The 17,079-nt window shown below is 71.6% G+C and carries 15 protein-coding genes and 1 pseudogene; 9 read left to right on the top strand and 7 right to left on the bottom strand.

Going from position 1 to position 17,079, the window contains the following annotated elements; all coding sequences use genetic code 11:
• Positions 1–212, top strand: a pseudogene (locus O2L52_RS21935) (IS982 family transposase); the annotation flags it as partial.
• A 245-nt stretch (positions 213–457) separates the two neighbouring features.
• Here O2L52_RS21935 and O2L52_RS21930 read toward each other — a convergent pair.
• Positions 458–1,834, bottom strand: a complete 1,377-nt coding sequence (locus O2L52_RS21930) for an MFS transporter (RefSeq protein ID WP_270118241.1) — start codon at positions 1,832–1,834, stop codon at positions 458–460.
• 180 nt (positions 1,835–2,014) lie between these two features.
• Here O2L52_RS21930 and O2L52_RS21925 point away from each other — a divergent pair, with 180 nt between their 5' ends.
• Together O2L52_RS21925 and O2L52_RS21920 are read left to right on the top strand one after the other, a co-directional pair.
• Entirely contained in the window at positions 2,015–2,617 is a 603-nt protein-coding gene (locus O2L52_RS21925; protein ID WP_270118239.1) for an NADPH-dependent FMN reductase, read from the top strand.
• 87 nt (positions 2,618–2,704) lie between these two features.
• Positions 2,705–5,431, top strand: coding sequence for a helix-turn-helix transcriptional regulator (locus tag O2L52_RS21920; RefSeq protein WP_270118237.1), 2,727 nt, complete (start codon positions 2,705–2,707; stop codon positions 5,429–5,431).
• Between the two features lie 164 nt (positions 5,432–5,595).
• Here the strand turns inward: O2L52_RS21920 and O2L52_RS21915 are convergent, their stop codons facing one another.
• Complete coding sequence (locus O2L52_RS21915; RefSeq protein ID WP_270118236.1) at positions 5,596–5,982, bottom strand: hypothetical protein; 387 nt, start codon at positions 5,980–5,982, stop codon at positions 5,596–5,598.
• Positions 5,983–6,141: 159 nt separating this feature from the next.
• Positions 6,142–6,987: a helix-turn-helix transcriptional regulator gene (locus tag O2L52_RS21910; protein ID WP_270118235.1), complete on the bottom strand. Its 846-nt coding sequence runs from the start codon at positions 6,985–6,987 to the stop codon at positions 6,142–6,144.
• A gap of 129 nt (positions 6,988–7,116) precedes the next feature.
• On the opposite strand from O2L52_RS21910, the gene O2L52_RS21905 reads away from it, so the two are divergent.
• On the top strand, positions 7,117–8,097 hold the full coding sequence (locus tag O2L52_RS21905) for an SMP-30/gluconolactonase/LRE family protein (protein ID WP_270118233.1): 981 nt from the start codon (positions 7,117–7,119) through the stop codon (positions 8,095–8,097).
• Positions 8,098–8,154: 57 nt separating this feature from the next.
• Here the strand turns inward: O2L52_RS21905 and O2L52_RS21900 are convergent, their stop codons facing one another.
• Both O2L52_RS21900 and radA read right to left on the bottom strand, forming a co-directional pair.
• Positions 8,155–8,670: a GNAT family N-acetyltransferase gene (locus O2L52_RS21900; RefSeq protein WP_270118231.1), complete on the bottom strand. Its 516-nt coding sequence runs from the start codon at positions 8,668–8,670 to the stop codon at positions 8,155–8,157.
• A gap of 78 nt (positions 8,671–8,748) precedes the next feature.
• Complete coding sequence (gene radA / locus O2L52_RS21895) at positions 8,749–10,188, bottom strand: DNA repair protein RadA (RefSeq protein WP_270118229.1); 1,440 nt, start codon at positions 10,186–10,188, stop codon at positions 8,749–8,751.
• Between the two features lie 483 nt (positions 10,189–10,671).
• On the opposite strand from radA, the gene O2L52_RS21890 reads away from it, so the two are divergent.
• The 4 genes from O2L52_RS21890 to O2L52_RS21875 all read left to right on the top strand — a co-directional run bounded on the left by O2L52_RS21890 (position 10,672) and on the right by O2L52_RS21875 (position 14,513).
• Entirely contained in the window at positions 10,672–11,538 is an 867-nt protein-coding gene (locus O2L52_RS21890) for an HAD family hydrolase (RefSeq protein ID WP_270118227.1), read from the top strand.
• 34 nt (positions 11,539–11,572) lie between these two features.
• The gene (locus O2L52_RS21885; protein ID WP_270118226.1) at positions 11,573–12,592 is read left to right on the top strand and encodes a LacI family DNA-binding transcriptional regulator; all 1,020 of its coding nucleotides are present in this window, start codon (positions 11,573–11,575) and stop codon (positions 12,590–12,592) included.
• 534 nt (positions 12,593–13,126) lie between these two features.
• Positions 13,127–13,486 carry an ArsR/SmtB family transcription factor gene (locus tag O2L52_RS21880; RefSeq protein ID WP_208497819.1) on the top strand — a complete coding sequence of 120 codons (360 nt, stop codon included), beginning with the start codon at positions 13,127–13,129 and terminating at the stop codon, positions 13,484–13,486.
• Positions 13,487–13,661: 175 nt separating this feature from the next.
• On the top strand, positions 13,662–14,513 hold the full coding sequence (locus O2L52_RS21875) for a hypothetical protein (protein WP_270118225.1): 852 nt from the start codon (positions 13,662–13,664) through the stop codon (positions 14,511–14,513).
• 5 nt (positions 14,514–14,518) lie between these two features.
• Here O2L52_RS21875 and O2L52_RS21870 read toward each other — a convergent pair whose 3' ends face one another.
• Positions 14,519–15,709 (bottom strand): hypothetical protein, encoded by a 1,191-nt coding sequence (locus O2L52_RS21870; RefSeq protein ID WP_270118224.1) that lies wholly within the window; start codon positions 15,707–15,709, stop codon positions 14,519–14,521.
• Between the two features lie 214 nt (positions 15,710–15,923).
• Between O2L52_RS21870 and O2L52_RS21865 the strand changes: the two genes are divergently transcribed.
• The gene (locus O2L52_RS21865) at positions 15,924–16,673 is read left to right on the top strand and encodes a DedA family protein (RefSeq protein ID WP_270118222.1); all 750 of its coding nucleotides are present in this window, start codon (positions 15,924–15,926) and stop codon (positions 16,671–16,673) included.
• 191 nt (positions 16,674–16,864) lie between these two features.
• On the opposite strand, the gene O2L52_RS21860 is transcribed toward O2L52_RS21865, so the two are convergent.
• Positions 16,865–17,026 (bottom strand): hypothetical protein, encoded by a 162-nt coding sequence (locus O2L52_RS21860; RefSeq protein WP_270118220.1) that lies wholly within the window; start codon positions 17,024–17,026, stop codon positions 16,865–16,867.
• Positions 17,027–17,079: the final 53 nt, after the last annotated feature.

Genomic DNA, 17,079 nt, shown 5'->3' with positions numbered 1-17,079 from the left:
GCACCACCCTGTTCCGGCCCCTGCGCCAGGTCATCGAATCGATCAACCAGACCTTCAAAGCCCAGCTCGACCTCGAACGCCACAACGGGCGCACACCCCAAGGAGTATGCGCCCGAGTCACCCAACGGATCCTCGCCCTGACCGCCGCCATCTGGCACAACGACCAACTCGGGGCACCAACCCTGCGCTCACTGACCGCCTACGACCACTGACCCCAAGGAATCAACCATCTAGAGGGGAAAGTACTGTCGTTCCGCTCGATCGTGTCGCTCGGGTACGACAAAACCCGGGCCCGATCCGGGCCCGGGCGTCGATTTTCACTCGGACGGAGTAGCGAACCCGAGGCGGTTCCGGCTTAGGCCGCAGGGATCGGCGTCCGAGGCGAACCTGAGCCCGCCCCGGGTTACGCAAGAGGACCAGGTCCGCCACGGCTTCAACGAACCCGAGGCCGCCCCGGTCAGGCCGCCGCCGGGACCGGCGTCCGCCACGGCTTCGTCGTCGCCTGCAGCGCCGCACCCAGCAGCAGGAGCGCCGCGATCGTCCACGCGGACAGCCGGTAGCCGTCCACGGCCGTCGCGCCGAGCCCCCACGCCAGGGCCGCCAGCACCGGGCCCAGCGACGTCCCCACGGTGCGCGTCGTCGCCATGAACGCCCCGGCCGTCCCCGACTGCTCCGGCGGCGCCGAGTTCAGCAGGTACGCGTTCATCGGGCTGTTGAACACCCCGAACGCCAAGCCCAGCAACCCGATCCGCGCACCCAGGTCCACCAGGCCCGTCCCCGCCTCCACGAACAGGAGCGGCACCACCGCCACGATCACCAGCCCCGCGCCGGCCAGCGACACCCGCCCCGGCCCGAACCGGTCCGCGAGCCACCCGGCCACCGGCGTCATCAGCGCGACACCGCCGATGAACGTCAGCATCACCGTCGACACCAGCTCCGGCCGCACCCCCTGCACATCCGTGAGCAGGAACGGCAGGCTGAAGTTCAGCAGCCCGCCCACTCCCGACATGAGCGTCAGGCTCAGCAGCGCCCCGCTCACCTGCGGCGACCGCAGCAGCGCCACTGTCGGCGCCGACGTCTTCTGCCGCACCCACACCGTGCCCAGCGCCGCGCTCGACACCAACGCCCCCAACGCGATCCACGGGTCCGAGTCCACGTACTCGAACGCCAGCAGGAACGCCGCGATCGCCGAACCCGACGTCGCCACATCGACCAGCAGCGCCCGGTCCGGCCGCGGCAGGCCCGTCCCGTTGCTCGGCACCGTCACCGCCAGCCCCACCAGCGCGATCGCCGACATGACCGTGAGCACCCAAAACAGGCCGCGCCAGTCGAACGCCGCCATGAGGAACCCGCCCACCCCGACCATGCCCATGCCGCCGACCGTCATCATCAGGGCGATCGCGGACATCGCCCGGCCCCGCTGCGTCGGCGCCGCCGACGTGACGATGATCCGCCCGGTCATCCCGAACAGCAGCCCGCCGAGCAGGCCGCCGAACGCCCGCGCCGCCAGCAGCAGCCCGAACGACGGCGCCAGCGCCGCCGCGACCGACCCGATCGTCAACGCCGCCATCGCGAACACGGCGACCGCCCGCAGGTCGGCGCGGTCGGCGAGCCGCCCCGCGGCGATCGCGACCGCGCCCATCGGGAGCGCATAGGAGAGCAGGACCCAGGCCGTCGCGGCCTCGGTCACGGTGAAGTCGGTGCGGATCGCCGGGAGCGCCACCGCGAGGGTGGACATGCCGCCGGCGACGACGAGCTGCGCGAAGCCGACGGCGAGGATCGCTCCCCATCGGGTGGCGGCCTCCGGGGCCGCGAGGTTCTCGGTAGTGGTCATGCCCGCAACGCTAAGAAGGAGTCGACCGGTGCCGCATCCGTCGGGCGACCGGACCGACCGACCGGTGACCGGCCGGTCGAGGGTCCAGTCGCCGTACAGTCGGTCGACAGATGTCCCCCCGGTCGGTCCGTCCGTAGCTTCGTCCTCACCAGCCCAGAGCTACGAACGGACGGAAACACCATGAGCGACAAGCTGAACCTCGGCGTCATCATCGGCTCGACCCGCGAGGGCCGCTGGGCCCCCGCCCCCGCCGGGTGGATCGCCGGCATCGCCGAGCAGCACGGCGGCTTCAACGTCGACCTCATCGACCTGCTCGACGCCGACCTGCCCCAGCACCTGGTCGAGGACGACATGTGGTCGACCGAGGCCGACCCGTCCGCGCCTGTCGCGGCCCTCTCCGAGCGGCTTCACCGCGCCGACGCGTTCGTCGTCGTCTCCGGCGAGTACAACATGTCGATCCCCGCGTCCCTCAAGCACGCGATCGACTACTACATGAACGAGTGGGCCGCCAAGCCCGTCGGCATGGTCACCTACGGCGGCAAGATCACCGGCGGCCAGAACGCCGCCCAGCACCTGCGCCAGATCTTCCCCGAGCTGCGCACCATGACGATCCGCAACACGCTCGCGTTCCCGCGCTTCTACCAGCACTTCAACGAGCAGGGCGAGTTCACCAAGTTCGGCGAGACCGAGTCGGCGGCCAAGACCCTCCTCGACGAACTGCACTGGTGGGCCCTGGCACTCGCCAACGCCCGCAAGGCGACCCCGCTCCCGAACCCGTTCTAGTCCCCGCCGGACCGGGTCTAGACCTTTCGTCCTAAGACCCGGTCCGGGGCCCTGACGAGGCGCGCAAGCGCAGGTACCGTTGCTGGCGTGCTGTACGGACGCGATGCTGAGACCGCCGCCCTCGCCGACCGCCTGACCGCCGCCCGGGAGGGCCGCGGCTCGGCGCTGGTGGTGCGGGGGGAAGCGGGCATCGGCAAGTCGAGCCTGGTGGCCGCCGCCGCCGAGAGCGCCGCGGACCTCACCGTGCTGCGCTGCACCGGCGTCGAATCCGAGCACGCCTGGTCCTTCGCGGGCCTGCAGGCGCTGCTGCTGCCCCTCTCCGGGCACCTCGAGGCGATCCCCGAGCACCACGCGTGCGTCCTCGCGCGCGTCCTCGGCATCGCGGCCGTCCCCGAGAAGGACGCGCCGCCCGGGGACCTGCGGTTCACCGTCGGCCTCGCGGCCCTGAGCCTCCTCACCGAGGCGTCCGGGCACCGGCCCGTGCTGTGCGTCGTCGAGGACGCCCACTGGCTCGACCCCGACTCCGCCGACGTCCTGCTGTTCATCGCCAAGCGCCTCGCGGCCGAGTCGGCGCTGATGCTCTTCACCGTCCGCGAGGGCTACGCGCCCGAGTTCCCGGCGCCCGGCCTCGACGAGCTGCGCCTCGGCCCCCTCGACGACGAGGCCGCCGCGGCCCTCCTCGCCGAGCGGCTCGGCACCCACGGCTACACCGACCGCGGCCAGCTCCTCCATGCGGCCGAAGGGAACCCGCTGGCGCTCCTGGAGCTGCCGCTCGTCGAGTCCGAGGCGCGCCTGGCCGCCGACTGGACCGGCCGCCGCTCCACCACCAGCCGCCTCAAGCAGGTGTTCGGCGACCGCATCGACCGCCTCCCCGAGGCCACCCGCACGCTGCTGCTCGTCATCAGCGCCGACGACTCGGCCGACACCGGCCTCGTCATCGAGGTCGCCGGGAAACTCGGGGCCCAGCTCACCGACCTCGCGCCCGCCGAAGCGGACGAGCTCGTGCACTTCCACGGCGACCGCTTCTCCTTCGGTCACCCGCTCATCCGCTCCGCCGCCTACCAGGGCGCGCCGCTGTTCCGCCGCATCGAGGCCCACCGGGTCTACGCGGACGTCATGGGCCCGGGCGACTACCGCCGCGTGTTCCACCTGGCCGCCGCCGCCACGGGCCCCGACGAGAACGTCGCCGCGGCCCTCGAGGCCTCCGCCGAATGCGGGTCCTCATGCGGCGGGCACGGCTACGAGTACACGGTGTTCGAGCGCGCCGCCGCGTTCACCCCCGACCCGCACGTGCGCGGCCGCAGGCTCCTGCGCGCCGCCGAGGCCGCGGTAGCGGCCGGCAACGGCTCCAAGGCCCGCGTCTTCGCCTCCCAGATCGGACGGTTCACCGACGACCGCGCGATCCTCGCCCGCGCCACCCTCATGGCCGCGATGGTCGCCGCGTGGGACAACGACATCCGCGAGGCCTACCGGCTGTACATGGAGGCCGCCGACCACTACGTGGCCGCCGACATCACCTCGACCGGCTATCCGCTGTTCCGGGCGGTCGAACTCGCCTGGCAGGCAGGGGACTTCTCGCGCGCGGAGGTCGCCGCCGAGTACGCCGAGCGCCTCGGCATCGACCACGCGCCGTGGGTGCGCGACCTCGCGAAGGCCACGGCCGGACTGAACCGCTCCTGCACGGTCACTGTCGCCGAGGCGGTCGACTCACTGCGGCACCTCATCGAGATCCACACGGGCTTCGGCGAATCGGTCACCCCGGAGAACCGGGCGATGGTCGCCTGGTGGCAGACGCTCATCGGCGACATCGACGCCGCCGAGCAGACCGCTTCGGGCACGGTGAGCGCCGCCCGCACCTCCGGTGCGGCCGGGGCGCTGCCGAGGGCGCTGACGCTCAACGCGCTCACCGAGTTCTACCGAGGACGGTGGAAGGACGCCGAAGCGCTCGCGTGGAACGGCGTCGAACTCTCGATCGAGCTCGGCCAGCGGATCGGGCCCGTCAAGGCCCGCGCCCACGTGCTCGCTCCGATCGCGGCGCTGCGCGGCGACGAAGAGCGGGTGCGTGAACTCGTCGAGGCCGCCTACGCCGGCTCGCCGGGCGACACGGTCGTCGCCATCGACAACGCGCTCGCCCTGCTCGACTTCTCCGTGGGCCGCAACGAGGAAGCCCTCGACCGGCTCATGGCCCGCCTCGAGTCGAACGCCCCGGGGGAGGTGCTCGCGCTCGTCCCGGTCGCCGTCGAGGCGGCCGTGCGCGCGGGCGAGCCGGAGCGGATCGCGGACGCGTTCGACTGGTTCACGCAGTGGGCCGAGGCGAGCGGGCAGCCGCACCTCAAGGCGCAGGTCGAACGCTGCCGGGGCCTGCTGGCGGCCGAACCGGAGGCCGGTGCCCACTACGAGCGTGCCGCCGAACTACACAAAATGGACGATGCGTTCCCGTTCGAGACCGCCCGCACCGACCTGATCCTCGGCGAATGGCTGCGCCGGGCCCGCCGCGTCAACGAAGCGAAGAGCCGGTTGCGCACCGCCGCAGGAGTGTTCGAGCGCCTCGGCGCGGAGCCGTGGAGCGAGCGCGTGCGCCGCGAACTGCGCGCCGCCGGCGACGCCGGCCCCATCGAGGCCGCCCCGGACCTCGCGAACAAGCTCACTGCCCAAGAGCTGCAAGTGGTCCGACTCGCCGCCGCCGGCCTCAGCAACCGCGAGATCGGCGAGCAGCTGTTCCTCAGCCCCCGCACGGCCGGATACCACCTGTACAAGGCCTACCCGAAACTCGGCGTGGCCTCCCGCAACGACCTCGCCCGGCTGGGCCTGTAGCGGACCGCGCCCTTGCGGGTGGGCACCGCGGCGGTGTCCGGTCATGCGCAGCGTCCTCGAACGGCTCGCCGACCTGAACCGCGAACGCAGTCGCCTTGCGGGCCAAGCCGAAGGGAGGGAAGGGCGCCCACACGACCCGTCCCGGCCTGGCCGCGACTCGGCGGTCAGACCCAGAACTCGGGCTGGGCGACGCAGCATCGCCCCTCGCACCGGTGGACGCTCGGGTCCAGGTCGATCCTGTCGTAGTACGGGTTCTGCTCCCGCAGCATCCGGTAGGCGTCCTCATAGACCCTGTACCCCGGCTCGGCGCCGCCGGCGACGAATGCGGCCCGGAACGCCCGCTGCTCCTTCCAGACCTCCTCGGCCTCCGGACTGCGCGCAGCCGACACGGGTGCGCCGTGCAGGCGCCGCTCCGCCGCTTCCTGCCGCTCGCGCCTGACCTCGGCCAACCGCGCCTGCTCCCGGGATTCGCGCCACTTCCAGAGCACGGCGGGAACGATGAAGGCGAGCGGCAGGATCACCAACGCGCCCAGCACTACCAGCGTGGTCATGCCCCCATTTTACGGAATCGGGGCCGACTTCGGGAAGTGCGCGAAGCAACGCCGGGGTTTCCGCCGCCCTCTTCGGCGGCGCGCCGGACCGCGGGTGTCACCGAACGCACTGCCGCAGCGCCGCAACGGATGCGTGCCGACCGATGCCCGGTGTCCGGGTCAGGAGGCCGCAGGGGCGAGCGCGCGTGCCCGCGCCAGGCGTTCGAGCCGCGCGGCCGTGTCCGTGCCCGCCTTCGGCAGCTTGACGACCAGCTGCATCCCCGGCGCCTCCGCCGAGTGCAGCACGATCTGCTCCATGTGCAGCTCGCCCGCCTCCGGATGGCGCACTTGCAGTTCCACGCCCGCACCCCGGTGCGCGACCTCGTGCTCGTCGAGCCAAGCCGCCGCCTCCGGGAAGGCCGCGCGCAGCCGCTCCAGCGACCGGCCGATCCGCGGCTTCGGGTCCCGCGCGAACGCCTCCCGCAATTCGCCGAGCAGCCGCCGGGCGTGCGACTCCCAGTCCACGGTCTCGACGCGGTACCGCTCCGCCGCGAAGAACGTCCACACCGCGTTGCGGTCGTCCGGCCCGAAGTCCGAATGCCCGTAGAGCGCATCGGAGACCGCGTTCCACGCCACGATCTCCAGTGCCTCGTCGAACACGATGGCCGGGGCCGGGTGCTGGGCGTGCATGAGCCGCAGCAGCCGCTCCGGGACACCTCGGTCCGCGTCGCTGCTCCGCGGGGGCATCAAGCCCGCCAGCAGGAACAGGTAGTCGGTGTCGGTCCCGTTCAGCAGCAGGGCGCGCGCCAGCGCCGTCAGGATCTCCGGGGACGGGTTGATGTCACGGCCCTGCTCCAGCCAGGTGTACCAGGTGGCGCTCACATTGGACAGGATGGCGACCTCTTCGCGCCGCAGACCGGGCGTGCGCCGCCGCGCCCCCGGCGCCAGGCCCACGTCCTCGGGCCGCAGCCGGGCCCGCCTGCTGCGCAGGAAATCCGCCAGCGCCGACCGCCGCGCCTCGTCCATCGCGCACTGTCCTCTCCCGGCAGCTCGATCCTGGTAGCCGCGGCACCAGCATAGAGAACACCGACCCGCTTCGTCAGGACCGGCCAGACTTGAACGTGAGCCTCTCTCCGATCATGAAGGAGTCCCCACGTGCGTTCGCAACCGACCAAACTCGCCGCCGCCGTCGCAGCGTCCCTGGCCGTCCTGGCGGTGCCCGCGGCCGCGAGCGCCCACGGCGCCGGCCTTCCCGATGTGATTCACGCCTGGGCCGACAGCCTGCACCCCGAGGGCATCACCTACGACCCGACGCGCGGCGCGTTCCTCGTCTCCTCCGAACGCCACGGCACCGTCTCGATCGTCGAGCCCTCCGGTGCGGTCACCACCCTCATCGACGACCCGGAGCTGGTGTCCACCTACGGGCTTCGCGTCGACCACCGCAACGGACTCCTCTACGTCACGGACGGCGACCTCGGCTTCGGAGTGGACAGCTCGCCCGAGACCCCCACGGCCGGGCTCGCGGTCTACGACCTGGAGACCGGTGAGCGGGTCCGCTACACCGACCTCGACGCCATCGTGACCGACGGCGCGGCGCACACCGCCAACGACGTCGCCGTCGCCCCCGACGGCACCGCCTACGTCACCGACCCCGTCGCCGGGCTCGTCTTCGAAGTCGAACCCGACGGCGACGCCTCGGTGTTCATCGACGACCCGGCGCTCGTGACGCCGGGCGGCTTCGGCGCCAACGGGATCGTCGAGCGCGGCGGGAAGCTCATCATCGGCAACTACAGCGGCGGATCACTGTGGACCGTCGATGTGGACGACCCCGGAACGGTCGAGGAGATCGCGACCGAAGGCGACCTCACCGGCCTCGACGGCCTCGCCTGGGACGGCCGCACCCTCGTCGCCGTCACGAACTCCTTGAGCGGCAAGGGCACCGACGCCGTGCACCGCTTCCGGCTCGACTACGGCTGGAACGAGGCGGACGAGACTTCCGTGCAGCTGTCGCCGGAGCAGCCGACCACCCTCACCACGACCGGTGGATGCGGGGTCTACACCGTCTTCGGCGACCTGGCCGCCCTGCGGACCGGTGAGGGAACGCCGCGCGACGACTTCTTCATCCGCGGTTTCTGACCCGCTCGAGCACTGACGACGCGCCGTCCGCCGCATCTTGCGGCGGGCGGCGCCGCTCTATGCCGCCGCGGGGGCGTCGTAGCGGACCGTGCCCTCCTCGGCGCCCGGGCCGGTCGGCGTGAAACCGGCCTTCTCCAGCACGCGCACCGAAGCCGGGTTCGACGGCTCCACATGCGCGAACACCGCTCGCACTTCGGGGGCGGTGAACGCGTGCGCCGTGAGCGCGCGGACGGCCTCGGAGGCGTACCCGCGGCCGCGCCGCGACGGCGCGACGCCGTAACCGAGCTCCACCGCGCCGTCGGTCGGCGGCCAGAACAAACCGAGCGAACCGACGACCAGGCCGCTCTCGCGCTCGACGATCAGCCGGTGCCCGAACGGCCCCAACCACTGCGGCTCGGCCGCGATCAGCGGCGCGATCACCTTGTCGCCCTCGTCGGGGAAGCCCTCGGCCCAGTCGTCCAGGCGCCGATCCGTGTTCACCGTGGCCGCCTCGACGGCCGTCCACGCGCGCAGGACCAGGCGCTCGGTCCGCAGTTCGGCCACGGCCGCACCGGAATCAGAAGATGTTGTCACGGGCCCCACGGTAGGCCGGACGGCTCAGTGCAGGCAACCCGATTGCGGCCAGAAGCCTCCCGTTGCGCCGGCGTGCGCTCAGCCGCGGCGGGCCCACGTGCGCGCCGCCGCCTGCTTCGCGTCGTTGATCGTCTCGACCTCCACGACCTCGATCCCGCGGTGCCGCTCGGCGACCGACCCCTTCGGGACGATCGCGGTCTTGAAGCCCAGCCGCGCCGCCTCGCCGATGCGCCGGTCCGCGTTCACCGTGCGCCGCACCTGACCCGTGAGGCTCACCTCGCCGATCGCCACCAGGTCCGCGCTCACCGCGATCTCCTGCTCGGCGCTCACCAGCGCGAGCGCCAGCGCCAGGTCGGACGCCGGCTCGCGCACCCGGATCCCGCCGATCGTCGTCGCGTACACCTCGCGGTCGAGCAGCCGCATCCCGCTGCGGCGGGTGAGCACGGCCAGCACCATGTTCAACCGGGCCTGGTCGAGCCCCGACACCGTGTGCCGCGGGACCGCCCCGTCCTTCACCGACTTGCCCAGCAGTGCCTGCACTTCCACGGGCACCGCCCGACGGCCCTCCATGGTCACGGTGACGCACGTGCCGGGCGTCGGCTCGGTCGGCGCGTCGTCCAGGAACAGCCCCGAGGGGTCGGCGAGGGACACGATGCCGTCCTCGGTCATCTCGAAGCACCCGACCTCGTCGGCCGGGCCGAAGCGGTTCTTGACACCGCGCAGCAGCCGCAGCATCGAGTGCTTGTCGCCTTCGAAGTGGACGACCGTGTCGACCAGGTGCTCGAGCGCGCGCGGACCGGCGATGCCGCCGTCCTTCGTGACGTGCCCGACGAGGATCACGGCCATGTTGCGGGACTTGGCCTCCGCGGTGATGGCGCTGGCGACGGCCTTGACCTGGGTGACGCCGCCGGGGACGCCGTCGGTGTCGGGGGCGATGACGGTCTGGACGGAGTCGAGGATGAGCAGCGCGGGCTTGACGTCGTCGACGTGGCCGAGGACGGCGCCGAGGTCGGTCTCGGCGGCGAGGTAGAGCTCTTCGGAGAGGCAGCCGGTGCGGTCGGCGCGGCGGCGGACCTGCGCGGCCGACTCCTCGCCGGTGGCGACGAGCGACTTGCCGTACCCGGCCTCGGCACTGCGCCCATTCTTCGCTACGCTGCGCTCCGCGAAGCGGTGGGCGACTTCGAGGAGCAGTGTGGACTTGCCGACGCCGGGCTCGCCGGAGATGAGGGTGACGCCGCCGGGGACGAGGCCGCCGCCCATAACGCGGTCGAACTCGCCGATGCCGGTGGGCAGGCTCGCGGCCTGCGCGGCCGAGACGGTGCCGATGCGCATCGCGGGCTTGGCGGGCCGGCGCGCGGCGGGCATCGCCGAGGCGCCGGTGCCGACGCTCTGGCGGGGCGGGGCCGCGGTCTCCTCCATCGAGCCCCATTCGCCGCAGTCGGGGCACTGCCCGACCCATTTGGGGACGCGCACTCCGCACGCGCCGCACGCGTAGGCGATTCGCTGGCTCTTCGACATGGCGCCAGCCTACGTTCCGCTCCTGACACGGCCGTGTTCGAACATGCCGGGCCTCCTGGGCCGCAGCCCGGGCGCACGCGTGCATGAAGCTGTGCACGCCGCCGATGTTCGTCTTCGCATCCCGCAGCCCGGGCGCACGCGTGCATGAACGTCTGCAGATCGTCGTCCGAGCCGCGCGGTCCGGGCACGGCCCTACTCGCCGCGATACCGCCGTGTTCGAACATGCCGACCTGCCCGGTCGCGCGGCCCGGACCCGGCCCGAGCTGCGGCGATCCCGCCGTGTTCGAAATTTTCGCGGCGGGGCTGTCGGACCCGTATGGGACGGTGTCCTTTTCACTGGTAGTGGTGAAGGTGGGAATGGGCGGGTATCCCGGGGCACCCGGTACGGGCGGCCGCCGCCGCCCGTGCGGCGTCGGCCGCGACACTCGCACCCGCAGGGACAAGTGATCGAAACGGGGTTGTACGGCTGTTTAGACTTGCGGCATGAACGCAGCGGAGCCGAGCAACGGCTCACCGGCACTCTCGCTCGAACCGGTCGCGGCACCCGGCCGCACGCGCCCCGGCGCGGCCTTCTTCGACCTCGACAAGACGGTGATCGCCAAGGCGAGCAGCCTGGCCTTCTCCCGTCCCCTCTACCAGGGCGGGCTCCTCGCCCGCCGCGACGTCCTCAAAGTCGCCTACTCGCACCTCCTCTTCCGCCTCGGCGGCTCCGCCGACGAAGTGCAGATGGCGCGCACCCGCGACCAGATCGCGGCGCTCTCGCGCGGCTGGCCCGCGGAGGAGGTCCGGTCGATCGTGAACGAGACCCTCCAGGAGCTCATCGCCCCGTCCGTCTACGCCGAAGCGGCCGCACTCATCGAAGCGCACCGGTCCGCCGGCCGCGCGGTCGTCCTCGTCAGCGCCTCCGGGGAGGAGATGGTCGCCCCCATCGGACGGATGCTCGGCGCGACTGATGTCATCGCCTCCCGCATGAAGATCGGCGATGACGGCCGGTACACCGGCGAGATCGACTTCTACGCCGCCGGGCCCGCGAAGGCCGAGGCCGTCAAGAAGTTCGCCGCCGCCCGCGGGGTCGACCTCGAGGCGTCCTTCGCCTACTCCGACTCCATCACCGACGAGCCGATGCTCCGCACCGTCGGCTTCCCGCGCGCGGTCAACCCCGACCGCGGCCTGCGCCGCCTCGCCCAGGAGGAGGGCTGGCCGCAGCTCACGTTCCGCCGCCCCGTGGCCCTGCGCCAGCCCCTTTCCGGGCCGAATCCGCTCAAGGCCGCGGCCGTCGGCGTCGGCGTTGCGGCTGTTGCGTATGTGGTCTGGCGAGTGTGGAGGGAACGCCGTTTCCGGACCGCTTGAGCAGCGCTTTCCGCAGATGGGTAGCCTCAGCGAGATGGAACGCAAACAACCGGCCCGACTGGCCGATGTCGCCCGAGCCGCCGGCGTCTCGGTGGCCACCGCCTCTCGCGTGCTCAACGGCTCGCCCCACCGGGTGAGCGATCAGCTGAGCGAGCGGGTGCGCGAGGCGGCACGCCGGTTGCGATACGCCCCCAACGTCGGCGCGCAGGTCCTCGCCCGCGCGACCTCGCAGACCGTGGCCCTGCTCCTCCACGACGTGACGGACCCCTACTTCGGGCAGATCGCCGGCGGCGTCCTCGCCGAGGCCGCCCGCCGGAACGTGCGCGTGCTCATCGCCGACACCGGCATCGACCCCGACTCCGAGGTGCAGCACCTCGACTCGCTGCGCGGCTACCGCCCGCGCGCGGTCATCGTCGCCGGTTCGCGGACCACCGACAAGGCCGCCGAGCAGCGCCTCGTCGAGCACCTCTCCGACCTCTTGGAACTGGGCGCCACCGTGGTCAGCGTGGGCCAGCCGGGCCTGCCCGGGCGCGTGGTGCGCCCGGCGAACCGCGAGGGCGCGGCCGCCCTGGCGCGGTACCTCGCCGAGCAGGGCCACCGCCGCTTCGCCGTGGTCGCCGGCCCCGAGCAGCTGCAGGTCGTGCGCGAGCGCCGAGAAGGGTTCCTGTCGGCGCTGCCCGAGGACGCCGAGGTCGTGCACGTCGCGGCCGAGTTCACCCGCGACGGCGGCTACCAGGCCGGCCGGGCGCTCCTGGACGGCGACTCGCTGCCCACGGCCGTGTTCGTGACGAGCGATGTGCAGGCCACGGGCCTGTGCACGGCGCTGCGCGAGGGCGGCGTGAGCATCCCCGACCAGGTCTCGGTCGCCGGGTTCGACGACATCCCGATCGTGCGCGACCTCACCCCCTCGCTCACGACCGTGGCGCTGCCGCTGCACGACATGGGCGTGAAGGCCCTCGAGGCGGCCCTGGTCGAGGACGCCGACTACCCCGACGAGCTCCTGATCGCCGCCGAGCTCATCGAGCGCGCCTCGACGGCCCGGCCGCGCCCCTAAGGCGCTGAGCGAACGCGATTGCAGGGCGGGGCCGATCGGCCCCGCCCTTCGCTTTGCGCACAGATGTGCGCTTTCTCAAGTCCATGTAACGGTCTTGAAACATAAGAGGCCTGCACGAGTGGCCGGGTCGCGCTACGCTCGAAATCAAGATGTTCTATATATTGGGACGTCGATCCGAAAGAATCGCGTGAACCGGATCTCAATCACGAGACGGCAACCGCTTAAATATTGGTAGATTTAGATATAACTCCAGGTAGTGCGACATTAACTGAATAACCGTCGCTGTGGCCTGCAAACTGATCTTGTGTCAACGGTAGATCCGCTGGCAAGGCAGGCGTAATCTCGGCGGTGGATCCGGTCAGGGACTTGGTGCGGCCCGAACGAGATCCGAAGGAACCGAAACCCTTTGCGAGCCGGAAGCGTCGTCGTTACCGCCCGGCCACACCGCGAGGGCATATTTAGGGTTGGAACTGGATTAATGGCAGTGCGGCTGAATCCGGTACCGACTGGGACCAATCCGGAAGGAACACGATCATGGTGCGAGTCACCGTCGAGGCTGAGACGCCCGTCTCGCCGGTTAGCGGCGAAACGCTTTCCAAATCCGACGCCGAACGAATCGCGGGTGTCCTCAAAGCACTCGCCGATCCGAACCGGCTCCAGCTCATCAGTCTCATCCAGGCCGCTCCTGAGCAGGAGGCCTGCGTGGCCGAGCTGACCGAGCCCCTCGGGCTCTCTCAGCCCACGGTCAGCCACCACCTGCGGATCCTGGCCGAGGCCGGGGTCGTCGAGCGCGACAAGCGCGGCGTTTGGGCGTACTTCCGCCTCGTCCCCGAGACGATGCGGATCGTCGCCGACCTGCTGACCCCGCCGAAGCGCCGTCCTCGGCGCCGCTGAAAGGGCATGGACGAGCACGGCCGGCCCGCCGGCGTACCGGGTCGGCCGCGAGCGCTCCATGCAGGGACCGAAGTGCCCTCCGCGCGCAATGCGCGTGCGCGGCACTGACAGTCAACAATGGTTAACTGAAAAACGCGAGCTCGACTGTGTTCGCGTCAGGTCATACACTCGTCACATGACCGGTGTGCATCGCAGACGCGGGCGCCTCTCCAAGGAGGGCCGCCGCCTCTTGGGCGGCCTCGCGCTGCTCGCCGTCTTCGCCCCGGTCACCGCCTACACCCTCAATGCCGCCATCGCCCACGTCCAGTCCTGCGGGACGGAAGTGGACCTGCACGTGGCCGCCGCCCCCGAGCTGGCCGCGGCGCTCGAGGACTTCGTCGCCGCCGGCGGCGGGGCCCCCTCCCGCGGCTCCGACGTCTGCGCCCGCATCACCGTGGAAGCCGTGACCGGCAACGCCGTCGGCGAGACCGACGCCGACGTGTGGATCCCCGAGACCGTCCTCTGGCGCAACCTCCCCGCCGCGGACGGCGCCGGCCTCGCCGAGCAGTGGGACGTCCTCCAGGACTCGACCGCCAGCGCCGCTGTCGGCATGGCCCTGCCCGCGGGCGAGGGCACCGACGGGGTGCTCCCCGACGAGGCCGACGTCGCGCTCCAGAATCCGCGCGGGCACGCCGCGAGTCTCATGTGGATCATCATGTTCGGGGTGGACGAGCACACGCGCGAGGGCGGTGACGGCGCGGCCGTCATGTCCGCGCCCGAGGTGATGGCCGCCGGGAACCCCGATCTCCAGGCCCCCGTGGGCGCGGCGCAGGTCGGGCAGTTCGAGTACCCGATGCTGACCCGCGCCGACCTGGGCGAGGCCGAGCGCGAGGCCGCGCAGAACCTCTTGCGCTCTTATAAGGGCGAGTCGTACGGCCAGGTGCTGGCCGAGCACGCGCTGGGTCCGGCGGTGTCGCAGTCCGCGCCGTCGTCGACGGAGATCATCGAGGCGGCGCTGCGGAGCTGGGACGAGCGCGAGGGCGCTTGACCGCGTTATTCGGCGGCTTTGGACAGCGCCTGGCTGAGGACGTCGTTGAAGACGTGCCAGCCTTCCTCTTCGCGTTCGGCGGCAATGTCGGCGGTGGCCCAGGCTTGGAAGGTGCCCTCGGCCTCGGTCACGAAGACGCTCAGGGAGCCGCGCCAGCGGCCGTAGACCTCGTCGCGCTCGGCGTAGGCGATCTCGTTGGCCATCTCGTCGAGCGGCTGGTAGGGCAGGGCTTCGCGCATCATCTTGCGGGCCGAGCGGGGGCAGTCGCCTTCGCAGGGGATCCAGCCGACACTGATCTCGGATTCGCCGCCGTCGGCGGTGCAGACGGCGGTGGGGCCGTCGTGGGTGCAGGTGAAGTCGGCGGGCACTTTGAAGGCGAAGGGCCAGTTCGCGGCTGTGAACGTGGCGGTGGCGTCGTCGGCGGCGTAGGCGCTGCCGCCCACGCGTTCGGCGGGGGCGCCTTCGTCCCATTGGGGCACTTCGTTGCCGGCGGTGCCTTCGGTGGGTTCGGCGGCGGGGGCCTGGGAGACGCCGTCGACCGCGGCGGTCGTGGGGGCTTCGGCGGTGCCGTCGGAGCCGTCGCCGCCGGGGCGGGAGAGGACGGCCCAGACGCCGACGACGAGGGCGAGGGCGACGACCACGGAGCCGATGCCGATGAGGATCGGTTTGAGCTGCGAGGGCTTCTTGGGGGCGGCGATCATGACGACCGGCGGCGACCATACTGCATTTTCGGCTCCGCGAGCGTTCGCCGAGGCCGGCGGCGAAGGCGGCCCGGAGACGCCTGCGGGCGAGGCGGGGGCGGCGGAGCGCTGGGCGGCGGCCAGCTGGTGGGCGGCGCGCTGGGCCGCGGCGGCGGGGCCGACGGGGAGCGGCCCGGTGGCGGGGCCGAGGGCGAGGAGCCGGTCCATGATGCGGTCGGCGCCGCGCAGGCGGGCGTCGCGCAGGACGACCACGTAGGGCTGCTCGGCTTCGAGGTCGGCGACGAGGATCGGGGCGTCCTCGGGTCCGGCGGTGGCGTAGGCCCAGGCGACGGTGTCGGAGAGGAGGCCGCGGCGGGCGGGGTCCTTGGAGGAGGTGGCGCCGAGGGTGAGGATCTGCACGGGCCGGGCGTTCTCGTCGAGGCCCTCGCAGAGCTCGTAGGCGCCTTCGACGCGCGCGGTCGTGACATCGGTGTACGGCCCGACCGTGCGACTCATCGAAGCCCCCCTCAACTGCGATCCGCGTGCGCTGAACGGCCCGTCACCGGGCGTGCGAGCCGTAAGAAGCGCGGAATTACCACTAAGTATGGCCCGGCTCCGCACGCCCTGCGACACCTGGCCGCGGGGAGTCCGCCGAACGGCCGTTCAGGGCGGGGCGATCTCGGTCAGACGACCGAGGCGGGGGCGAAAGTGAGCCGGTTACGCTGGCGGCGTGACCAACTTCCTCAGCCAAGGCCTGGCACTGGCCACCGCATCGACTGAGATACCTGAGGCCGAGGGGCAGGGCGACCTGATCCAGTGGGTGCTCGGCCTCATGACCGATCTCGGCGAGGTCGGGGTGGGCATCGCCCTCGCGATCGAGTCCGTGTTCCCTCCCATTCCCTCTGAGCTGATCCTGCCCGTGGCCGGGTACCTCGCCTGGGACGAGCAGATGAACTTCTGGCTCGTGATGCTGTTCGCCGCGATCGGTTCGATGGTGGGCGCGTACATCCTCTACTACGTCGGGTACGCGTTCGGGCGCGAGCGGACGCGGTGGATCTTCGAGAAGTTCCCGCTGCTGGAGCTCAAGGACTTCGAGCGCTCGGAGAAGGTGTTCGCGCGGTGGGGCGGCGTCGCGGTCCTGGCGGGGCGGTGCCTGCCTCTGGTGCGCAGCGCGATCTCGGTGCCGGCGGGGATCGAGAAGATGCCGTTCTGGAAGTTCACGGGCTACACGCTCGTGGGCTCGGTGATCTGGAACGGGATCTGGGTCGGGCTGGGCTTCGGGTTCGGGCCGACGATCCAGCCGGTGATCGAGCAGTACTCGGGTCTGCTCAGCAAGATCGTGGTCGGCGTCATCGGCCTCCTGTTCCTGTGGTTCGTGGTGGCGCGCACCATCAAGCTCATCCGCAAGAAGCGGGGCGGCGACGGCGAGAACGGGGACGCGGGGCATTCGGACACGATGATCCTGCGCCGCGTGCAGTAGCCGGTTCTCACGCTTTCGGGTTGCGGCCCTTCACCTTTGGCAGTGCCTCGGGTGGAGGGCCGCTTCGCGTGCCGGGGCCGACATATGAGTCATGCACGCATTTGCGGTGCGCAACGGTGCAATGTTTTCGAATTTCTTCGCGTCTGGGCGTAACCGCACCCGAGCCTCTCCAGTTAGTCAGTGTGGCCGCGTCACAGCGGCCGGGCCGCAGTGTCACCGGCCCAATGGACAGCGAGCGCGGTCCTCGACTCGCCGGCGATCCAGCCGGCCAGGTCGCGGCTGAGGTCCGCAGTCGGCAGCAGCGACGCCTCCGGCGACCGCACTGCCTCGAGCCGCTGGACGACCACTGACAATTCAGCGATCTTGCACCGCACGGCGGTCGATTCGCGCTGCTTCCCCAGCCGTC

The sequence above is a fragment of the Glycomyces algeriensis genome (assembly GCF_027622855.1).
Lineage (GTDB): Bacteria > Actinomycetota > Actinomycetes > Mycobacteriales > Micromonosporaceae > Glycomyces > Glycomyces algeriensis.
This window is presented reverse-complemented; position numbering and strand designations above follow the sequence as displayed.